Origin of the sequence: Nocardia aurantiaca (assembly GCF_009708175.1) — a bacterium.
Classification (GTDB): domain Bacteria; phylum Actinomycetota; class Actinomycetes; order Mycobacteriales; family Mycobacteriaceae; genus Nocardia; species Nocardia aurantiaca.
This window is the reverse complement of the sequence record NZ_WMBB01000006.1, coordinates 300740-319303: the sequence shown is the minus strand read 5'-3', so window position 1 is coordinate 319303 and position 18564 is coordinate 300740. Positions and strand designations below refer to the sequence as shown.

Sequence of the window (18564 nt, the reverse complement as noted above, 5' to 3'; positions counted from 1 at the left end):
GTTTTTCGGCGGGGAAGTTTGTAGAACTGGAGGGTGCCGAGTTCGTTCTCACAGGTGAGGAAATCGCGATGAGCGGTATGGATGCGCAGCGTTATGGGCCGTGGGCGATCATCACCGGGGGATCGGAGGGGGTGGGGCGGTCGTTCGCGCTGGAGCTGGCGCGGGCCGGAATCGCGCTGCTGCTGGTGGCGCGGCGGGCCGAACCGCTGGCCGCGACGGCCGCGGAGTGCCGGGCGCTGGGCGTCGAAGCGCGGACGCTGGCCATCGATCTGACGTCGGCCGACGCGGTCGGGGAGATCATCGCGGCGGTCGACGATGTCGAGGTCGGACTGCTGGTGCTCAATGCCGGGGCGAATTCGCACAGTGCGCCGTTCGTGGACGGGGATCTGGACGCCTTCCAGCGCGTGATCGATCTGAACATCACCGCGCCCCTCGCGCTGATCCACCACTTCGGCGCCGCCATGAAAGACCGTGGCAGGGGCGGGATTCTGATGGTCGGCTCGCTGGCCGGATACCTGGGCTCGCAGCATCACACCGTCTACGGCGGGGTCAAGGCGTTCGGGCGGATCTTCGCCGAGAGCCTGTGGCTCGAGCTCGGCGAGTACGGGGTGGATGTGCTCGAGCTGGTACTCGGCGTGACCCGGACACCCGCCATGGAGCGGGTCGGGCTCGACTTCACGGTCCCGGGAATGACGGTGTCCGAGCCCGATGACGTGGCGCGCGAAGGGCTTTCGCGGCTCGGGCACGGCCCGGTGCACATCATGTCCGGCAACGAGGCCACAGCCGCCCAACGCAATGACCCGGATCGGGCGGCCGCCGTGCTGCGCGCCGACCGAGGCATGCGGCGGCTGATGGGACTGCCGCGACGGGTGGCGCGATGACCATTCGACTCGGCCTGTCCACGCCCATCGTGGTGCAGGTGCCCGGCATCGCCTCACCGTGGGAGGCCGCCGCCGGACCCGGTGAGCTCACCCGAATCGCCACGGCCGCCGACGAACTCGGCTTCGACCACCTCACCTGCTCCGATCATGTGGGGGTGCCCGCGGCGGCGGCCGAGGTGCGCGGCGCGACCTACTGGGACCCGCTGGCGACCCTGTCGTACCTGGCGGCGCACACCACGCGAATCCGGCTGGCCACCTCCGTTCTGGTGCTCGGCTACCACCATCCGCTGGCCCTGGCCAAGAGCTATGGCACCCTGGACCGGCTCAGCGGCGGACGCGTGGTGCTCGGCGTCGGAGTGGGCTCCCTCGCCGAGGAATTCGCCCTGCTGGGCGCGGCCTGGGAGGACCGGGGCGCGCTGGCCGACGCGGCACTGAGCCGATTGCGCGGAGCGTGGGGACGGCGTGAAGTCGAAGGCCTCGTGCTGGATCCCCATGCCACCGCGACCACCGTGCCGATCTGGGTGGGCGGCCGCACCCGGCGGTCACTGCGTCGCGCCCTCGCTCTCGGCACCGGGTGGATTCCCTTCGGGCTGCGAGCCGACGAGATCACGGCCATGCTCGCCACCGTCACCCTGCCGGACGGCTTCGATGTCGTGCTCTCGCCCGGCGTGGCCCTCGATCCGCAAGGGAACGAGAAGGATTCGCTACGCCGTCTGGCTGCGCTGCGCGCGGCGGGGGCGACTCACCTCACCTGCGCGGTCCGAGCCTCCGGCGCCGACCACTACTGCGACCAGCTCGCCGCGCTACGCGATCTGGTCGACCGCCATCTCCGGTAGAAGAAGGATTCTCATGATCGAAGAGCGTCTCGCCGCACTGGAAGACCGGCTGCGGCGGCTCGAGGACGAACTCGCCATCACCCGATTGATCGCCTCCTACGGCCCACTGGTCGATGCCGGGGCCGCCGAGGCCGTGGCCGAATTGTGGACCGAGGACGGCGAATACGATGTCGAGGGCTGGCACATGCGCGACCGCGGACAGGTGCGCGACATGGTCGAGTCGACCGCACACCAATCGCTCATCGCGGCCGGATCGGCGCATTTCCTGGGTCCGGCGTCCGTCACCGTGGATGGGGACACCGCCGAGGCGGTGTGCGAATCGCTCCTGATCCGGCACAAGGACGGCGGATTCTTCGTGTGGCGGGCCGGGGCGAACCGCTTCCACATGGTCCGCACCCGCGGCGGCTGGCGGATCGCCCAGCGCGTCACGCGGGCGCTGGACGGCTCCGAAGCGGCCCGGAAGTTGCTCTTCGCACCCCGGACCATCGGGAAACCCCACGCTCAGGGCTGATTGAGGGTCCCCTAACGAGCCTCCGATCCTTGCAGCTATGGTTAGCATCACCTAACGCCGCACCTGGGCGTTTGCTGGAAGGACCTGACATGAACGGACGCTCGAGCGCCATACCGCCGGTACACAAGACCCTACTGCGCGTGTCGGCACTGGGCGCGGCCCTGGTCGTCGCGGCGGCATGCGGCACTACGAAGTCGACCGGTGACGACCTGAAGGCGCTCGACGGCAACCATTACGCCCAGATCAATATCGCCTCCAACAAGGAGTCGGACAAGGCGCAGTTCACCTTTCCGACCTTCATCAACGCCTGGGGCATCGCAGATCGCCCCAAGGGCGCCGGCGGGCACTTCTGGGTCGGCGCGGGCGGGTACTCCTTCCAGTTCGTCGGTGACGTCACCAAGTCGCCGGATGCCAAGTACCAGAAGATGTTCCAGGACCCGCTGAAGTTGGTCACCATCCCGGGCGCGGACTCCATCCCGGACGATGACGGCGACGACAGCGAGGGCAAGACCACCGGCGTCGTCTTCAACCCGGCCCCCATCACCTCCGACATCTTCGCGGTGAAGGACCAGCCGGTCAGCTACGACGGCAAGGACGAGAAGCTCACCGGCTCCGCGCGTTTCATCTTCGCCACCGACTCCGGCAAGATCTCCGGCTGGACCGAGCAGGGCGCGGGCGGCGCCATCGTGCGCCACGACGGCCCGGCCGTGCTCGAATTCGACGGCACCGCACAGGGCATGGGCTTCAAGGGCATCGCCCTGGACCCGTCCGGCACCAAGCTGCTGGCCGCCGACTTCGGCAAGGACCCGCAGATCCGCACCTTCGACAAGGACTGGAAGCTGGTGCCCACCACCGGTTTCGCCAACCCCTTCGCCACCGGCGACGCCATCGACCCGGCCGACGCCACCAAGGGCAAGAAGCTGAAGGTCGGCGACCCGGCCCCCTTCAATGTCGCCACCATCGGCGACCGCGTTTTCGTCACCTACGCCGTCACCCAGTCCGCGGGCGGCGACCCGAACAAGCTGAAGGCCGGCGAAGAGGACAAGCTCGACAAGGACCAGGAGAAGAACGCCGGCAACAAGGCCAAGAAGGGCCAGGTCGCCGAATTCGACAAGAACGGCAAGCTGGTTCGCACCCTGGACGCCGACGGCCGACTCAACGCGCCGTGGGCCGTCACCATCGCGCCGCAGGGCTTCGGCCCGCTGTCGGGCAAGCTGCTGATCGGAAACTTCGGCGGCGCGGGCCATATCCTCGCCCTGGACGACCAGTCCGGCACGTTCGTCGACTATCTGCGCGACGCCGACGGCAAGCCCGCCGAGATCGACGGCCTGTGGGGTCTGATGTTCGGCAATGGCGAGAGCCTCGGCGACGCCGACACCCTCTACTTCACCGCCGGGCCGAACGACGAGAAGGAAGGACTCTTCGGCAGCCTGCGCCTGAAGTAGGCAGCAGCCGCGAAAGTTCTGGGCCCCGAGTCGATTCCGACTCGGGGCCCAGGATCTTTCATGTCCCGGACCGGGTGCGTCCGGTTCGATGCCACGGTCAGGAGCCGACGCCGAGTGCGGCCAGCAGGACCAGCACCACCGTGACGACGGCGAGGACGCCGTGTCCGCCCACGATCATGACGGGGAAGTGCCGTTCCGCCGGTTCGGACTGCGCCTCACCGGCCGCACCGGCCCGGTAGACCGGCAGCCAGCGCAGCAGCATGAAGAAGCCGAGCAGCGCCACCGGAATCAGCAGCGCGAACGCGACCCAGGCGACGGCCTTGGTGTCGACCGCCAGGTAGATGATCCACAGCACCAATCCGGCGGCGGCCAGCAGGAAATGGCCGAACAGGACGGGTGGGGGCAGGTGACTGCTACTCGGTTGCCGCGCACCGCCTTTGGCGATCCAGGTACCGAGCAGGACGAACCCGCCGGTCGCGGTGAGCAGCCAGGTGATGAGTGCCGCGATGGCCATGACCAACTCCTGTCGAGGGGGGATTGATGGGGGTTCAGCGTCGAAAACCCGTGGCCTGGGTGGCCTCATCGGCCACCCGGACGCCGTAGTGGTAGGCGAGTTTGCCGCCGAGATAACCGGATACGGTCAGCGTCGCGAGGGCCACCACCGAGAGCGCGAGCGGACCCCACGGCACCGCGCCGTGCGTGCCCTCGGCCCGCCGCCACAAGAAATCCACCGCGAAGGCGACGGTCACTCCGAGGTTGAGGCCCAGGTGGAGCAGGCCGGTGCGGAAAGCGGGCGTTCCGGCGGGTATGGCCAGGAAGTCCAGGAACCCGACGGTCGCCGCCGCCAGTGCGCCGAGCACGCCGATGGCGATCAGCCACAGCGCGCCGCGCGCCAGTGCGGCCGGGTCTCCGGCCACATGCGAGGCGAGGTCGAAGATCAGGCTCGCCACCCAAGCCCCGATGGGCACGGTGACCAGGATCGGATGGAACGGATGGCCGTAGGGCCCGGCCAGCGCCGCACTCACGGGTTGTTTCGCCTGTTGCGGATCAGCGCTCACAATAACCTCCCAACCAGCACCTATTTTCGGAAATAATTCTTGGTGTAATTTCCCGGCCGGGTCAAGGAGTACACGCTATCGGGGTACCCATCGCCTTTCGGACCACACGATCGGCGCTATTGTGGTCGCGTGACCAGCGCTTCCGCGATCGGTGCCGTCGCCGTCCTCGACGACGATCTGCGCCGCGGCATGTACTGGTACATCCGCCGCGCCCGCCGCCCCGTCACCCGCGACGAGGCCGCCGCCGAGGCCGGCATCTCCCGCAAACTGGCCGCCTTCCACCTGGACAAGCTGGTCGACGCCGGTCTGCTGCGGGCCCGCTACGAGGCCGTCGGCCTCACCCGCCGCGTCGGCCGCACCCCCAAGGTGTACGAACCCGCCGAAACCGATGTGCGCGTGAGCATTCCGGAGCGGCGCTACGAGGTGCTGGCCGAGATTCTGATGGGGGCCGTGCTCACCGAGGGCGCGGGCGAGACCGCCCGCGACGTGGCGCTGCGCGTGGCCACCCGGCGCGGAACCGAACTCGGCGACGCCGAACGCGAGCGCGTCACGCCCGGCCGCCTCGGCGCGGAACGCGCCCTCACCCTGCTCCAGGCGCTGCTCGCGGAACAGGGCTTCGAACCTGGTCGCACCGGTCCGTCCTGTATTCGCCTGCACAACTGCCCTTTCCACCCCCTGGCGGCTTCGGCCCCGGCGCTGGTGTGCGGCCTCAACCACGCCTATCTCTCCGGTGTCATCGACGGCCTGGGTGCGGACGCCATCGAAGCCGTCCTGGCTCCGCGCCCCGGCGAATGCTGTGTCGAACTGCGCGCCGCCGCCGACCGCGATAGCACTCACGCGTGATCGGTCGGCTGCTTGTAGATCGTGCCTGCCTTCATGACGAAGTCGACCTGACCCGTGAGGGAGATGTCGGTGAAAGGATCGCCGGGCATGGCGATGATGTCGGCGGTCTTGCCGGGTGCGAGGACGCCCAAATCGTTCAGGCCCAGGAGTTCGGCGGCGACGCTGGTGGCGGCGCGCAGTGCCCGGGCCGGGGTGATGCCGGTCGACACCATGGTCGGGAACTCCCGCCAGTTCTCCGCATGCGGGAACATCCCCGCATCGGTGCCGAAGGCGATCGCGACCTCGCTGGCGGCGACGAACTCGGCCCCGTCGAGCAGGGCCTTGCGGTGCTGCTGGAACTTGCGGCGCTTGTACACCGGCTTGCCGGACCAGAATTCGTCATCATCGACATGGCGGGCATCTTCGAGGAGGGTGAACTGGGTCGGAACCAGAAACACGCCGTGATCGGCCATCATCCGCAAGGTGTCCGCGGTGGCGAGGTTGCCGTGCTCGACGCTGCGCACTCCCGCCCGCACCGCGCGGCGCACGCCCTCGTCGCCGTAGCAGTGCGGGGTGGCGGGGCGACCGAGATCACGGGCCGTTTCGACCAGGGCGTTCATCTCGTCCTGCGTATACGTCGTGTGCGCCGGATCGTCCGACGGGCTCGAAAACCCTCCGGTCGCACCGAATTTGATCCAGTCCGCGCCCGCCCGGATCTCCTGCCGCACGCGGGTCCGGATCTCCTCCGCGCCATCCGCGGCCGCCAGCTCCAGCACGTGCGAATCACCTTGGAACACACCGGCTATCGAAAGACTGAAATCCCCATGCCCGCCGCGCGCCGAAATCAGGTGCGGCGCCACCAGCATCCGCGGCCCCACGATGAGTCCGGCCGCGACGGCGTCGCGGAGATCGAGCACGCTGAACCCGGGGTCCGCGCACATGAGATCGCGCACGGTCGTGAAGCCGTTCATCAGCAACGTCTCGAGAGTCGGAATGGCCCGCAGCGCCGTCGCGGTCGGCGACATCGCCATTGCCGAAACCAGATCCGGCGTGACCGTGACATGCGTATGGCAATCCATGAATCCCGGCGTCAGCGTGTGCCCGGACACATCCACCACGGTCGCGCCCTCCGGCACCGCGATGTGCTCGGCCACCTCGCTGATGCGCTCACCGTCCACCAGCACATCCCGCAGTCCCACAGGACCGTCACCGAGACCGTCCCACACGGTCGCACCGGTCAATAGCGTTGCCATGGCCACCCTCTCGTTCCAACGGTTCCGGCGAATTGAAGCGGGCTCTATCCGACTGGCCCTCCTATCTCAGCACAGGGAAGAACGGTTCCCGGGGACCTCGCGCCGCCCTCGCCGACCGGGTTCGGAACATCGGCGTCGATGATCGGCCGGACGACTGTCGAGGTCGTCATGGCGGTGTCGCACTGCTGGCCGGTGCGGAGGCCGACGCGGACGGTGCCTGGACTCGACACCGATCCGGGCGCCGCGGGAGTCGGCCTCGACGGCGGCTTGCGTCTACTGGGCCGTCCGCCCGAGCTATTCCATGGTCTTGCCGATCAGGAACAGCGACAGGACGACGCCCATCACCACGACCAGTCCGTAGTGGCCCGCCGATCGGGCGTAGTCATAGGTGGACGCCGCCACGATGACCGTCATTATCAGAAAAAGCAGCCGCTTCACCACAGACTCCCACACGCTCGTTCCCAACCGTACGAGCGGTGGATTCGGTTGTGCCACAGCGTAATGGGTGAAAGGCAGCGCAGTGGCGGCGGCCCGGCCGAGCCGCCCGAACGGGGCACCTGCGGGAGGAAACGGGCGGTGGCCGCCGATGAATCCGGGGCGCTGTCCCCGATGCGCGAGATCACCGCAGGACTGTTCGTCTCGCTCGACGGCATCGTCGCCGACCCGCAGGACCGGCACTTCCGGTTCCGCCATGAAGACGCGAAAGCGCGTCTGTCCTAACCGGATTCGGTGCTTCCGGAACGAGCCCGCCGACGGCGGGCCCGCTCCTTCTCAATGGCGTCGAAGCGCAGTCCCAGACCGTCGGTGAAGGCAGACAACGCCAATTCGAAACTCTCCGCGTCGATTTCGTCGGCCTTGGCGCGCAGCAGATGCGCCTGCTCCAGGTGGGGGTACCGGTCTCGATAGACCTGGATGTCATCGACGAAACCGCGGGAGAACGAACCCATGGTCGCGCCCATGACCAGGTAGCGGGTCGCGGCGCCGATCATGGTGGCCTCGCGCGGGGGCCAGCCGGCGGAGACCAGGCCGCCGTGGACGGCGTCGGCGGTACGCAGGTTCTCGTCCCGGGTGCCGGGCCCGGCGGCCAGATAGGCCACGAAATTCGGGTGTCGGACCAGGGCGTCGCGATACGAGCGCGCCCAGGAGGTGAGGCCGATGCGCCAGCCCTGATCGAACGCCGACGGGTCGACCCTGGCCATCAGGCCAGCTGCTATGTCATCCAGCACCGCGTCCTTGGTGGGGTAGTGGGTGTAGAGGGAGGCGGCCTGCACGCCCAGTTCGGCGGCGAGCTTGCGCATCGACAGCTCGGCGAGCCCGTCACGGTCGATCAGGGTCAAGGCCGCCTCGCGAATGCGTTCGCGGCTCAGCAGCGGCACCTTCGGCCTGGCTATCCGGCTCACCTCCTTCTGCGGAAGACCCCCGCGATTCCCCGTGGGGTTGAATTTATCACCCGGTCCTTGAAAAACCGAACACTGTTAGGATAGCTTCGGAAGCCATAAACCTAACAACGTTTGGTTAGGAGAGATCGCCATCATGGACTTCGAACTCGACGAGCCGCAGCGCGAACTGCGTGACCTGGCCCGGGCCTGGGTGGACAAAGAGGTCGTACCGTACGCGGCCGCCTGGGATCGGGCCGAATCGGTGGATGTCGCGATCGTCGGCAAGCTCGGTGACATGGGCTTTCTCGGCATCGAGATCCCCGAGGAGTACGGCGGGGCCGGCGGCACCGCCACGGACTACTGCCTGCTGCTCGAGGAACTCGGGCGCGGCGACAGCTCGGTGCGCGGCATCGTCTCGGTCTCGCTGGGCCTGGTATCCAAGTCGATCAAGACCTACGGCACCGACGCCCAGAAACGGGAGTGGCTGCCGCGGCTGTGCTCGGGCCGGGCGCTGGGCTGCTTCGCCCTCACCGAACCCGGCACCGGCTCCGATGCGAGCAGCCTCACTACCAAAGCCGTTGCCGACGGCGAGGATTGGCTGCTCTCCGGCACCAAGATGTTCATCACCAACGGCACCTGGGCCGATGTCGCCCTCGTCTTCGCGCGCACCGGGGGCCCCGGCCCCAAGGGCGTGACCGCGTTCCTGGTCCCCACCGATGCCCCAGGCTTCGGGCGCACCGAGATCAAGGGCAAGCTCGGCCTGCGCGGCCAGGCCACCGCCGAACTGGTCTTCGACCGCGTCCGCGTGCCCGACGCCAACCGGCTCGGCGAGCTCGGCCAAGGCTTCAAGATCGCCATGGCCGCCCTGGACAAGGGGCGCATGGGCGTGGCCGCCGGGTGTGTCGGCGTCGCGCGCGGCTGTCTGGAGGCCGCGGTGAAATACGCTCAGCAGCGCGAGCAGTTCGGCAAGCCGATCGCCTCCTACCAGCTGGTCCAGGAACTCATCGCCGATATCGCCGTCGAGGTCGAGGCGGCGCGGCTGCTCACCTGGCGGGTCGCCGGACTCGTCGAGCAGGGCAAGCCCTTCGGCACCGAGGCGTCGGTCGCCAAGCTGTTCGCCAGCGAGGCCGCGGTGAAGGCCGCCAACAATGCCATCCAGGTATTCGGCGGATACGGCTACATCGACGAGTACCCGGTGTCGAAGTACCTGCGCGACGCCCGGGTGCTCACCCTGTACGAAGGCACCAGCCAGATCCAGAAACTGCTCATCGGCCGAGCCCTCACCGGCGTCAACGCCTTCCTCTGACAACGCCTTACTTTGAAAAGGCTCTGCATGGACAGGGAGATCCAGACATGTCGAAAGTCGCAGTCGTGACCGGCGCGGCCCGCGGAATCGGCGCGGGCACCGCCGCCCGCCTGGCCGCCGACGGATTCGCCGTGGCCATCGTCGATCTCGACGAGGCCGCCTGCACGGACACGGTGGACGCCATCGTCGCCGCCGGCGGCAAGGCCATCGCGGTCGGCGGCAATGTCACCGACGAAACGCAGGTCCAGGCCGCCTTCGAACGCGTTGCCGCGGAACTGGGTTCGGTGGACGTGCTGGTCAACAATGCCGGCGTGCTGCGCGACAACCTGCTGTTCAAGATGTCGGTGGACGACTGGGACACCGTCATGTCCGTGCATCTCAAGGGCACGTTCCTGTGCTCACGGGAGGCGCAGAAGTACATGGTGAAGCAGAAGTCCGGCAAGATCGTCAACACCTCCAGCGTGTCCGCGCTGGGCAGCCGGGGCCAGGCCAACTACTCGGCCGCCAAAATGGGTATCCAGGGCCTGACCCGCACGCTGGCAATGGAATTGGGTCCGTTCGGCATCAATGTGAACGCCGTCGCGCCGGGCTTCATCGTCACCGAGATGACCGATGCCACCGCCGCCCGTGTGGGGGTCACGCCCGAGGAGTTCCGCGCCGAGGCCGCCAAGATCACCCCACTGCGCCGCGTCGGCGAGCCCGCCGACATCGCCAACGTGGTGTCCTTCCTGGTCTCCGACGACGCCTCGTTCGTCACCGGGCAGACCATCTACGTCGACGGCGGACGTCGCCTCTAGAAGGCCGGCCCTCGGAGCTCTCAGGGCCAAGTCCCTCAAACCCGCTGCGAAGGCCCGCCGGTCGAATCGGCCGGCGGGCCTTCATGTTTCGTCTGCGGAGCGGGAGTTCCCGGCTATTTGACCGGTCCGAACGGCTGTGCCGACAGTGGCGAGGCATCCGGCGTCAAGGTCGCCACCACCGAGATTCCCGCGGCCTTGAAGTTCGTCAGCGCCCGGGCGATATGGTCGGCCGAGGTGATCAGGATGGCCGCGTGCGCGCCGATGGCGTCCATCAGCTGCGCGGAGAACGCCGCGTTCTGGACCGTCGAATTCGCCTTGGTCTCGGTGTGAATGCGGCCCCGATCGATGCCCAGATCGACCAGCCAATCCGCCATGGCATCCGCCTCGGTCACCCCGTTCTGCGGGTTGCCGCCGGTCACGATGACCGGTGCCTGCGGGGAGAGCAGCGCCGAGACGTAGCCGGCGTAGAGGCGGGCCATCAGTTCGGGGCGCATCTGACCGTCGGGCAGCAGGCCGTAACCGAGCACCACGATCGCGGTGTCCGGGGTGAACAGCGCCGGCAGGTCCAGGCCCGGCAGGTCCATGCCGGGGAAGTTGATCGTCTTCAGCGCGTTGATGGTGGACACCATGTCCTGGGACAGTCCCGCGATGGGATCGATCCGCACCGGTTGCGGTGCCGCGTCGGCGTGGGCCGGGGCGGCGGCCGTCGCCAGCGCGATGACCGTGGCTCCGGGCAGCAGCGCCCGCATGGCCTTCGTGCGGAACGCGTTCGGAATCCGGCGGTGATGTCGGCCGGGCCGGCTGCGCCGCAACTGCGGGCTGACTCCTTGCCACTGACCGTTGGGTGAGATCTTCCGATGTCTGCCTGCGTCGAGCATCGCAACCCCTTAGGTAGCCGGGATGTGACTACCGGTCGGTTCACAATCGTCGGATCCATGATCGCCTCGGATCCCCTCCGATGGAGGCGATTTCGCGAAATCAAGATTCACATCGTGGCCGCAGAGTATCTCAACAGCGCAAATGCCGAGCGGGCCCGGCGTTGTCGAGAGGTCGGCACGGCACCGGACCGCCTCGGTGGGTGACCGGCATCACAGTCGATCCGATGTCACACCCGTGCGGGCCGCGTCGTCAACCTGACGAAGCCAACGAACGGCACAGAGAGAAAAGAGAGAACGATGACCCGCTTCGCCCTGTACGACAACGAAGTCGCCGCCAAGTTCACCAAGCGACTCGTCACCGCCGCCCGCGTCGTCGACGAGTCCGCCCTGCCCAAGGCCACCCAGGAACTGGTCAAGATCCGCGCCTCGCAGATCAACGGCTGCGGCATGTGCCTGGACATGCACACCAAGGACGCCGCCCACGCCGGCGAGACCGCGGTGCGCCTGGCCATGGTCGCGGCCTGGAGGGAATCCAGCGTGTTCAACGAGCCCGAGCGCGCCGCCCTCGCCCTCACCGACGAGGGCACCCGCCTCGCCGACGGCGGCGCCATCACCGAGGACACCTGGGCGCAGGTCCGCAAGAACTACGACGATGACCAGATCGGCGCGCTCATCTCGCTGATCGCGACCATCAACGCCTGGAACCGCCTCAATGTCATCTCCGGCCAGCTGGGTGGGGAGTACGTCCCCGGCCAGTGGTGATCACCCGACCGCGCCCCGAACACCGTGGGGCACACCGGTAGATCTCCGCGAGCGGCACACCACCGGGTGAGAATCGGACGACTCTCCGCGGCGGTGTGCCACTCGGCGTGTGTGACAAAACAGGGGCCAGTTGACCGCCACCCGATCCGCCGCCGTCACGTACGTCGTGAAGACGACCGCGCACTCGGCTCGGCCACCGCCACCCGCGACCATTCCCGCCGGGCCCCGGCACTCTTCGAGGAACTCGAGGTCCTCGAAGTCGACGACGCCCGCGTGCTCCTCGCCGACCTCGGCTGACCCGCCGCGGAAATTCGGTATCGCCTTCGGCGACGCGTCAGTACTGTCATCGACGCCACCGACGCCCTGGCGCGCAGGTCGTGGGGTGGTCCAGTCGGTGTGGAGGAGTCCGGAGTCCTCGCTTCCCCGTCAAGGAAGAAACCGCGGGTTCGAATCCCGTCACTGGCGCAATCGATTTCGCCTCGTTCGGGCTAATCCGCGAAGGCCTCACGGTGGGCCGTGCACCAGTCGGCGAAGGCGCGGGGCGGGCGGCCGAGCAGTTCGGCCACGGTATCGGTGCGGGCGCCGACGGTGTCGGCGCGCATGAGGGCGAAGCCCTCGACAATCGCTTCGGCGAGGCGCGGGGGAGCGCCGTGCGGGAAGCGGGCCGCCACCGCTTCCTCCGGGGTGGCGGTTTCGCGAATCTTGATGTCGCGGTCCAGGATCCGGGACAGGATGGCGACCTGATCGGCGACGGTCAGACTCTCCGGGCCGGTGAGGTGATAGGCCGCGCCGGTGTGCCCGGGCTCGGTGAGACAGCGGGCCGCCACCTCGGCGATATCGGCGGGATCGATCGGGGCGAAGCGGCCCGGGCCCGACGGGTCGAGCACGGGGTCGCCCGCGCGGAGGGCGGGAATCCACTCGAGGGCATTGGACATGTAGCCACCCGGCCGCAGGATCGTGTACGGAATTCCGCTGGCGCGCACCAGGTTCTCGCGTTCGTGATGCCAGCTGCCCATGGCGGGCAGCGGTTCGACCAGCACATGGGCCGAGGAGATCATGACAATCCGGCCCACCCCCGCTCGCTCGGCGGCGAGCAGCAAGGTGCGGGTGTGGTCCAAACCGATGCCGGGCACCAGCAGGAACAGGCTGGTGACACCGATCATGGCCCGGTCGAGGCTCTCCGGGTCGTCGAGGTCACCGAGGCGGGCTTCGGCGTGCGCGGGCAGGGTCGCGGCCCGCGCCGGATCGCGCACCAGGGCTCGGAAATCGAGATCGTTGGCGTCGAGAACGCGGGTGAGTTCGCGGCCGATGTTCCCGGTCGCTCCGGTCAGCAGTAGCATGGCACCTCCAGATCGTTAGCCGTCTATTGAAAGAGAACGTTAGACGGCTAATGATTATTGGTCAATACTCGTCCGCACCCACCGGAGGCTTCGTGTCCGACTTCCTCGACCTACACGGCCGTACCTCGAAAGCCTTGCGCGCCTTGGCCGATCGCGATATGCGCCGCCTCGGCCTGCATCTCGGCCAGAACCATGTGCTGGCCGTGCTGTGGGAACAGGACGGCCGCACGCCGGGGGAGATGGCCGCCGCCCTGAACGTCACCACGCCGACCGTCGTCAAAATGGCCACCCGCATGGCCGCCGCCGGCTTGCTCACCCGCCGCCGCGACGACAAGGACAACCGCCTGGTCCGGCTCTGGCTCACCGACCGCGGCCGCGCCCTCCGCGAACCCGTCGAGGCCGACCGGAAGGCCCTATCGGACAAGGTCACCGCCGAGCTCACCGCCACCGAACGCCGCCACCTCATGTCAGCGCTGGCGAAGATCCACCGCGCCGCCACCGACCTGCTCGGCGAACCTCTCGATCACACCGACGCGATCCCGGACTGACCCGGTTCGCCCCTGCCGCCGCCGTTCGATCCCGGATCGGCACTGCCGCCCCGGCGATCACCTAGAGTTGGGCACATGATTACCGCGATCGTGTTGATCTCTGCCGAGTCGGATCGGATTCCGGAGACCGCGCAGGAACTGGCCGACATCAAGGGGGTGGCCGAGGTCTATTCGTGCGCGGGGGATGTGGACCTGATCGCCGTGGTCCGAGTGCGCGACCATGAGGAGATCGCCGACGTGGTCACCGGCCACATCAACAAGACGCCCGGCGTGCTGCGCACCGCCACCCACATCGCCTTCAAGTCCTACTCGCGCGCGGACGTGGAGGCCGGCTTCTCGATCGGCGAATAGCCGGCCGGGTCAGCGGGTCTGAACCGACGCGCCCAGCGCGGTGCCGTTGTGCCCCGGCTCGATGGTGTGCGTGACGCCGCCCTTGCAGCCGGGAAACAGGTACACCCGGGCGCGCTGGGTGGTGGCATTGTCGATGGTGAGGCGGCGCGGCACGCTGCGGATGGTCACGCAGTCGTCCGGAGTGCCGTAATTGCGGCCGTCGACGGTGAGGGTGCCGGGGTCCGCGGCACCGTCATGGGCGGCCCAATGAGCGGCACTCACCGGGATGCCGAGGCCCAGGAACGCGACCACCAGGCCGGGTAGCACCACTCCGTATCGCATGGCGAAACTCTAGCGCCGTCCCGCGGACCCCAACGACGAACACACAGCTGGGTGCCCGGAACTCTCAGGACACTCGAAGGAAATCTTCCAGGAAGAAGGCAGGAACCCATGTTCGTCAAGGTGTGCGGGCTGACCACCGAGGAACAGATCGACTGGGCCGTCGAACTCGGCTATTCCGCCATCGGCGTGGTCGGCACACCCAAGAGCAAGCGGTATGTCGAGCCCGCCCGGGCGCGGGAACTGGCCGCGTACGCGCGCGGAAAGATCCGCTCCTTCGTCGTCGCGTTCGACCGGACCGAGGTCGCCGAGGTGATCGGCGACTTCGACGTCATCCAGCTCTACAACTGGACCGAGCTGCCGAATCTGGCCTACTGCTCGGCCGTCGAACCAGCCCCGGAGCAGACCTGCGAGTACTTCTTCTACGACGCCAGCGTCGGGTCGGGCGTGTTCACCGAATTCCCGGACTGGCTCGTCAAGGCGCCCGGGCAGGTAGTGCTGGCCGGTGGTCTGAGCCCCGACAACGTCGCCGAGGTCATCGCCGCCCACCGGCCCTTCGGCGTCGACGTCTCCAGCTCGCTGGAAACCGCGCCCGGTATCAAGAGTCTCGATGCCATGCGCCGCTTCAAGCAGGCCGTGGACTCGGTGGCCGAACCGGGGGCCTGACGCGCCTCGCCGGCCCGAACCGGATCAGTTCGCGTCGAGTTCGTTGGAGACCGCGACCCAGCGGTCCAGCAGGCTCGCCGCCGCACCGGAATCCACGGTCTCGGCCACCCGCTTCAACGCCACCGCGAGCTTGGCGTGCAGATCGGCCTCGACCTCCTCGGCGGTCAGATCGAACGCCACCACGGCCGCCGCCGAATTCAGCAGCACCGCGTCCCGCACCGGGCCCGGATCGCCCGCGAACATATTGCGGGCGATCACCGCGTTCATCTGCGCGTCGCCACCCCGCAGCGCCGACGGATCTACCCGCTCGATACCCAATCGAGTCGGGTCGACGGTGGTTTCGTGCGACCGGCCGCCCGCGACCACCCACACATCGGTGGTGTCGGCCGTGGTGATCTCGTCCAGCCCGTCATTGCCGCGCACCACCAGCGCCGAAGCCCCGCGATCGGCGAACACGCCCGCGATGACCGGCACCAGATCCGGGAAGGCACAGCCGATCAGGCCCGCGCTGGGCTGGGCCGGATTGGTCAGCGGGCCCAGGATATTGAAGACCGTCGGAATGCCGATCTCACCGCGCGCCTGGCTGGCGAACCGCAGCGAGGGATGGAACACCGGCGCGAAACAGAAGCCGATGCCGGTCTGCCGCACGCACTCCGCCACCGACTCCGGCCCCAGCGCGATCTTCACGCCCAACGCCTCCAGCACGTCCGCGCCGCCGCTCTTGGAGGAGGCCGCCCGGTTGCCGTGCTTGATCACCGGAATCCCGGTGGCCGCGACCACGATCGAGGACATGGTGGAGATGTTCACGCTGCCCGAGCGGTCACCGCCGGTGCCGACGATATCCACCGCCGCGCCCTCGAACGGCACCCGCCGCGCGTGCGAGAGCATTCCGCTGACCAGACCGCTCAACTCGGTCGGGGTCGGGCCCTTCATCTTCAGCGCCACACCGAAGGCCGCGATCTGCGCGGTGGTGGCGTTGTCGGAGAATATCTCGTTCATCGCCCACGCGGCCTCATCCGAGGACAGATCGTTGCCGTCGGTGAGGATGCCGAGGATTTCTCGCCAGCTGCGCGCGCTCATTGCCTTCTCTTCCCGTGGCCGGTCGATGCCGGACACCAGTGTCGTTGGGGCAAGCCTAGTGTGGATGACCCAGCATTCGGGACTCTCAGGGGGCTGCGCCCCGACCCACCCGGGATTTCCCGCAGCTCCGCCCCAGAACTCTCGCTAGCGGGGCCGTTCCGCGGGTTGAAGCGCATCCCAGCCCAGAACGTCGCCTTCATGGCGGTGCGCGACCGCGGCGATGCGGGCACGTTCCTGGGAGCAGTGCAGGGCGTCGAGCACCTGCACTCGCTGCAAAACCAGGTTCGCGGGATCCGCGCCGTCCACCGAGGCGGTGTCATAGCCAATCTGCGCGGCGATGACTTGCACCGCATTCACCTGGCCGACGGGCACCCGCAGATGGTGCCTGAGCACCACCGGCTGATCGGCGGACCAGTCCAAGGCCTTGCCCAGGGCGGTCGAACAGGCTTCCGCATCATCGAAACTCGACGCCACCACCACCAGATCCGGGCGCGCCGGATCAAGTTTCGTTGTGCCGCCCCGTCCCAGCAATCGCTGCCACCACGACATCACCGCTCAACTCCCTCTCAGCAGGGCTCAGCTTCCTCTTACCTGCGCAATCTAGGCTCTCCGGTGACACGCCGAAGGTCACCGCGAGACGCCCGCTCGCGCTGGGCTTTCCGACACGTACGACAAAGTTTCGTACCCGCCTACGCCTGTCGTACTACGACAAGTCATACTTACCGCGTGACGACCGCAGTAGGGACCCCAGGATCGGCCATTACCCAGCGTGTGCATTCGCTGAACCGGCCCAACATGGTCAGCGTCGGTACCATCATCTGGCTGTCGAGCGAGCTGATGTTTTTCGCCGGCCTGTTCGCCATGTACTTCGTTGCTCGCGCGCAGGCCCACGGAAACTGGCCGCCGGAGCCGACCGAGCTGAACATGAAGCTCGCCGTGCCGGTGACCGCGGTGCTGATCGCCTCCTCCTTCACATGCCAGATGGGCGTGTTCGCGGCGGAGAAGGGCGACGTCTTCGGCCTGCGGCGCTGGTACCTGCTCACCTTCCTGATGGGTGCGTTCTTCGTCGGCGGCCAGGCCACCGAGTACCACGCCCTGTACCAGGAGGGCACCTCGATCTCCAGCAGCGTGTACGGCTCGGTGTTCTTCATCACCACCGGTTTCCACGGTCTGCACGTCATCGGAGGTCTCATCGCGTTCGTGTTCCTGCTGATCCGCACCAAACTCAGCAAGTTCACCCCCGCGCAGGCCACCGCGGCGATCGTCGTCTCCTACTACTGGCACTTCGTCGATATCGTCTGGATCGGCCTCTTCGCCACGATCTACTTCGTCCGCTAGCACCGGACGCGCCGAGGCCCAGCCCGCGTCGGCGACCACAAACTTGTACAAGTCGGTTCCGTCTACTCCAAAGGGACACAGATGAGTTCATCTCCCCCGTCAGCGCCAGATCCCGAGGGGATCGGCCAGGCCACCAAGATCCGCAAGCAGCGCCGTATGCGTCGGAAGCTGGCCGGCGGTCTGGTACTCCTGATGGGCCTCGTCGGAGCCGGCTTCGCGGCGTCGGCCCTGACCCCGCAGGCTCAGGTCGCGACCGCGAAAGAGGACCAGTCCGCGCTGATCCGCGAGGGCAAGCAGATCTACGACACCTCCTGCGTCACCTGCCACGGTGCCAACCTGCAGGGCGTCCAGGATCGCGGCCCCAGCCTGATCGGCGTCGGTGAGGCCGCGGTCTACTTCCAGGTCTCCTCCGGCCGCATGCCGGCCGCCCGCAACGAGGCGCAGATCCAGCGCAAGCCCCCGAAGTTCGACGCGCACCAGACCGACGCGCTCGGCGCGTACGTCCAGTCTCAGGGCGGCGGCCCGACCGTGCTGCGCGACAGCAATGGCGAGATCGCGCAGGAGTCCATCGTCGAGGACCGCGACCTCGGCCGCGGTGGCGAGCTGTTCCGCATGAACTGCGCGTCTTGCCACAACTTCACCGGCAAGGGCGGCGCGCTGTCGTCCGGCAAGTTCGCGCCGCCGCTGGAGCCGGCCAGTAACCAGCAGATCTACATGGCCATGGTGACCGGCCCGCAGAACATGCCCAAGTTCTCCGATCGGCAGCTGACGCCGGACGAGAAGAAGGACATCGTCGCCTACATCAAGGACCGCATGGAGACCCATTCCGAGGGCGGCTACGGCCTCGGCGGCTTCGGTCCCGCGACCGAGGGCCTGGCCATCTGGGTCGTCGGCATCGTGGTCCTGGTCGGTTCCGCGATGTGGATCGGTTCCCGGTCATGAGTACGTCAGGTGCGGAGGCGGCGGCGCAGCATGACCACGCAGCGCCCGGACTC

The 18564-nt window shown here is 67.9% G+C and carries 25 protein-coding genes and 1 tRNA gene; 16 read left to right on the top strand and 10 right to left on the bottom strand.

The features are described 5' to 3' along the window. The first annotated feature begins 68 nt into the window (after nt 1-68). From GLP40_RS15000 to GLP40_RS14985, 4 genes are all read left to right on the top strand, one after another. A complete protein-coding gene (locus GLP40_RS15000; protein WP_154788483.1) occupies nt 69-881 on the top strand; it encodes an SDR family NAD(P)-dependent oxidoreductase in 813 nt (270 codons plus the stop codon). Nucleotides 882-883: 2 nt separating this feature from the next. Next, entirely contained in the window at nt 884-1717 is an 834-nt protein-coding gene (locus GLP40_RS14995; protein ID WP_328290216.1) for a TIGR03619 family F420-dependent LLM class oxidoreductase, read from the top strand. A 13-nt stretch (nt 1718-1730) separates the two neighbouring features. Then, the gene (locus GLP40_RS14990) at nt 1731-2228 is read left to right on the top strand and encodes a nuclear transport factor 2 family protein (RefSeq protein ID WP_154788481.1); all 498 of its coding nucleotides are present in this window, start codon (nt 1731-1733) and stop codon (nt 2226-2228) included. An 89-nt stretch (nt 2229-2317) separates the two neighbouring features. Continuing rightward, nucleotides 2318-3673 carry a TIGR03118 family protein gene (locus GLP40_RS14985; RefSeq protein WP_154788480.1) on the top strand — a complete coding sequence of 452 codons (1356 nt, stop codon included), beginning with the start codon at nt 2318-2320 and terminating at the stop codon, nt 3671-3673. A 97-nt stretch (nt 3674-3770) separates the two neighbouring features. Here the strand turns inward: GLP40_RS14985 and GLP40_RS14980 are convergent, their stop codons facing one another. Together GLP40_RS14980 and GLP40_RS14975 are read right to left on the bottom strand one after the other, a co-directional pair. After that, entirely contained in the window at nt 3771-4187 is a 417-nt protein-coding gene (locus tag GLP40_RS14980; RefSeq protein WP_154788479.1) for a hypothetical protein, read from the bottom strand. A 34-nt stretch (nt 4188-4221) separates the two neighbouring features. Further along, complete coding sequence (locus GLP40_RS14975; protein WP_328290179.1) at nt 4222-4731, bottom strand: DUF2231 domain-containing protein; 510 nt, start codon at nt 4729-4731, stop codon at nt 4222-4224. Nucleotides 4732-4860: 129 nt separating this feature from the next. On the opposite strand from GLP40_RS14975, the gene GLP40_RS14970 reads away from it, so the two are divergent. Next, nucleotides 4861-5574: a helix-turn-helix transcriptional regulator gene (locus GLP40_RS14970; protein ID WP_328290178.1), complete on the top strand. Its 714-nt coding sequence runs from the start codon at nt 4861-4863 to the stop codon at nt 5572-5574. On the opposite strand, the gene GLP40_RS14965 is transcribed toward GLP40_RS14970, so the two are convergent. Together GLP40_RS14965 and GLP40_RS14960 are read right to left on the bottom strand one after the other, a co-directional pair. Continuing rightward, nucleotides 5565-6806 carry a metal-dependent hydrolase family protein gene (locus GLP40_RS14965; RefSeq protein WP_154788478.1) on the bottom strand — a complete coding sequence of 414 codons (1242 nt, stop codon included), beginning with the start codon at nt 6804-6806 and terminating at the stop codon, nt 5565-5567. The two genes, GLP40_RS14970 and GLP40_RS14965, sit on opposite strands and share 10 nt — an antisense overlap. 294 nt (nt 6807-7100) lie before the next feature. Next, nucleotides 7101-7244: a hypothetical protein gene (locus GLP40_RS14960; protein WP_154788477.1), complete on the bottom strand. Its 144-nt coding sequence runs from the start codon at nt 7242-7244 to the stop codon at nt 7101-7103. Between the two features lie 138 nt (nt 7245-7382). Here GLP40_RS14960 and GLP40_RS14955 point away from each other — a divergent pair, with 138 nt between their 5' ends. Further along, nucleotides 7383-7526 (top strand): hypothetical protein, encoded by a 144-nt coding sequence (locus GLP40_RS14955; protein WP_154788476.1) that lies wholly within the window; start codon nt 7383-7385, stop codon nt 7524-7526. Here the strand turns inward: GLP40_RS14955 and GLP40_RS14950 are convergent. Further along, complete coding sequence (locus GLP40_RS14950) at nt 7523-8197, bottom strand: TetR/AcrR family transcriptional regulator (RefSeq protein WP_328290215.1); 675 nt, start codon at nt 8195-8197, stop codon at nt 7523-7525. The genes GLP40_RS14955 and GLP40_RS14950 overlap by 4 nt on opposite strands. A 142-nt stretch (nt 8198-8339) precedes the next feature. On the opposite strand from GLP40_RS14950, the gene GLP40_RS14945 reads away from it, so the two are divergent. Then, complete coding sequence (locus GLP40_RS14945; RefSeq protein WP_154788475.1) at nt 8340-9491, top strand: acyl-CoA dehydrogenase family protein; 1152 nt, start codon at nt 8340-8342, stop codon at nt 9489-9491. Between the two features lie 47 nt (nt 9492-9538). Then, a complete protein-coding gene (gene fabG / locus GLP40_RS14940; RefSeq protein ID WP_154788474.1) occupies nt 9539-10288 on the top strand; it encodes a 3-oxoacyl-ACP reductase FabG in 750 nt (249 codons plus the stop codon). Between the two features lie 113 nt (nt 10289-10401). On the opposite strand, the gene GLP40_RS14935 is transcribed toward fabG, so the two are convergent. After that, the gene (locus GLP40_RS14935) at nt 10402-11166 is read right to left on the bottom strand and encodes a YdcF family protein (protein WP_230329576.1); all 765 of its coding nucleotides are present in this window, start codon (nt 11164-11166) and stop codon (nt 10402-10404) included. A gap of 297 nt (nt 11167-11463) precedes the next feature. Here GLP40_RS14935 and GLP40_RS14930 point away from each other — a divergent pair, with 297 nt between their 5' ends. The 3 genes from GLP40_RS14930 (at nt 11464) to GLP40_RS14920 (ending at nt 12393) form a co-directional block, all read left to right on the top strand. Continuing rightward, complete coding sequence (locus tag GLP40_RS14930; RefSeq protein ID WP_154788473.1) at nt 11464-11928, top strand: carboxymuconolactone decarboxylase family protein; 465 nt, start codon at nt 11464-11466, stop codon at nt 11926-11928. A 111-nt stretch (nt 11929-12039) separates the two neighbouring features. Next, the gene (locus GLP40_RS14925; protein WP_154788472.1) at nt 12040-12225 is read left to right on the top strand and encodes a hypothetical protein; all 186 of its coding nucleotides are present in this window, start codon (nt 12040-12042) and stop codon (nt 12223-12225) included. 93 nt (nt 12226-12318) lie between these two features. Beyond that, nucleotides 12319-12393: transfer RNA gene (locus tag GLP40_RS14920), tRNA-Asp, on the top strand. A gap of 23 nt (nt 12394-12416) precedes the next feature. Here the strand turns inward: GLP40_RS14920 and GLP40_RS14915 are convergent. Then, complete coding sequence (locus GLP40_RS14915) at nt 12417-13268, bottom strand: NAD(P)H-binding protein (protein WP_154788471.1); 852 nt, start codon at nt 13266-13268, stop codon at nt 12417-12419. 92 nt (nt 13269-13360) lie between these two features. On the opposite strand from GLP40_RS14915, the gene GLP40_RS14910 reads away from it, so the two are divergent. Both GLP40_RS14910 and GLP40_RS14905 read left to right on the top strand, forming a co-directional pair. Next, nucleotides 13361-13816 (top strand): MarR family winged helix-turn-helix transcriptional regulator, encoded by a 456-nt coding sequence (locus GLP40_RS14910; protein ID WP_328290177.1) that lies wholly within the window; start codon nt 13361-13363, stop codon nt 13814-13816. Between the two features lie 75 nt (nt 13817-13891). Continuing rightward, nucleotides 13892-14167 (top strand): Lrp/AsnC family transcriptional regulator, encoded by a 276-nt coding sequence (locus tag GLP40_RS14905; RefSeq protein ID WP_154788469.1) that lies wholly within the window; start codon nt 13892-13894, stop codon nt 14165-14167. 9 nt (nt 14168-14176) lie between these two features. Here the strand turns inward: GLP40_RS14905 and GLP40_RS14900 are convergent, their stop codons facing one another. Beyond that, nucleotides 14177-14488 carry a hypothetical protein gene (locus tag GLP40_RS14900; RefSeq protein WP_154788468.1) on the bottom strand — a complete coding sequence of 104 codons (312 nt, stop codon included), beginning with the start codon at nt 14486-14488 and terminating at the stop codon, nt 14177-14179. A 108-nt stretch (nt 14489-14596) separates the two neighbouring features. Here GLP40_RS14900 and GLP40_RS14895 point away from each other — a divergent pair, with 108 nt between their 5' ends. Next, complete coding sequence (locus GLP40_RS14895; protein ID WP_154788467.1) at nt 14597-15151, top strand: phosphoribosylanthranilate isomerase; 555 nt, start codon at nt 14597-14599, stop codon at nt 15149-15151. Nucleotides 15152-15175: 24 nt separating this feature from the next. Here the strand turns inward: GLP40_RS14895 and trpD are convergent, their stop codons facing one another. Both trpD and GLP40_RS14885 read right to left on the bottom strand, forming a co-directional pair. Continuing rightward, nucleotides 15176-16231: an anthranilate phosphoribosyltransferase gene (gene trpD / locus GLP40_RS14890; RefSeq protein WP_154788466.1), complete on the bottom strand. Its 1056-nt coding sequence runs from the start codon at nt 16229-16231 to the stop codon at nt 15176-15178. Between the two features lie 144 nt (nt 16232-16375). Beyond that, nucleotides 16376-16780 (bottom strand): hypothetical protein, encoded by a 405-nt coding sequence (locus GLP40_RS14885; protein ID WP_154788465.1) that lies wholly within the window; start codon nt 16778-16780, stop codon nt 16376-16378. Nucleotides 16781-16957: 177 nt separating this feature from the next. Between GLP40_RS14885 and ctaE the strand changes: the two genes are divergently transcribed. Next, nucleotides 16958-17569: an aa3-type cytochrome oxidase subunit III gene (gene ctaE, locus GLP40_RS14880; RefSeq protein ID WP_328290176.1), complete on the top strand. Its 612-nt coding sequence runs from the start codon at nt 16958-16960 to the stop codon at nt 17567-17569. A gap of 81 nt (nt 17570-17650) precedes the next feature. Continuing rightward, nucleotides 17651-18511 carry a cytochrome bc1 complex diheme cytochrome c subunit gene (gene qcrC / locus GLP40_RS14875; RefSeq protein WP_154788464.1) on the top strand — a complete coding sequence of 287 codons (861 nt, stop codon included), beginning with the start codon at nt 17651-17653 and terminating at the stop codon, nt 18509-18511. Nucleotides 18512-18564: the final 53 nt, after the last annotated feature.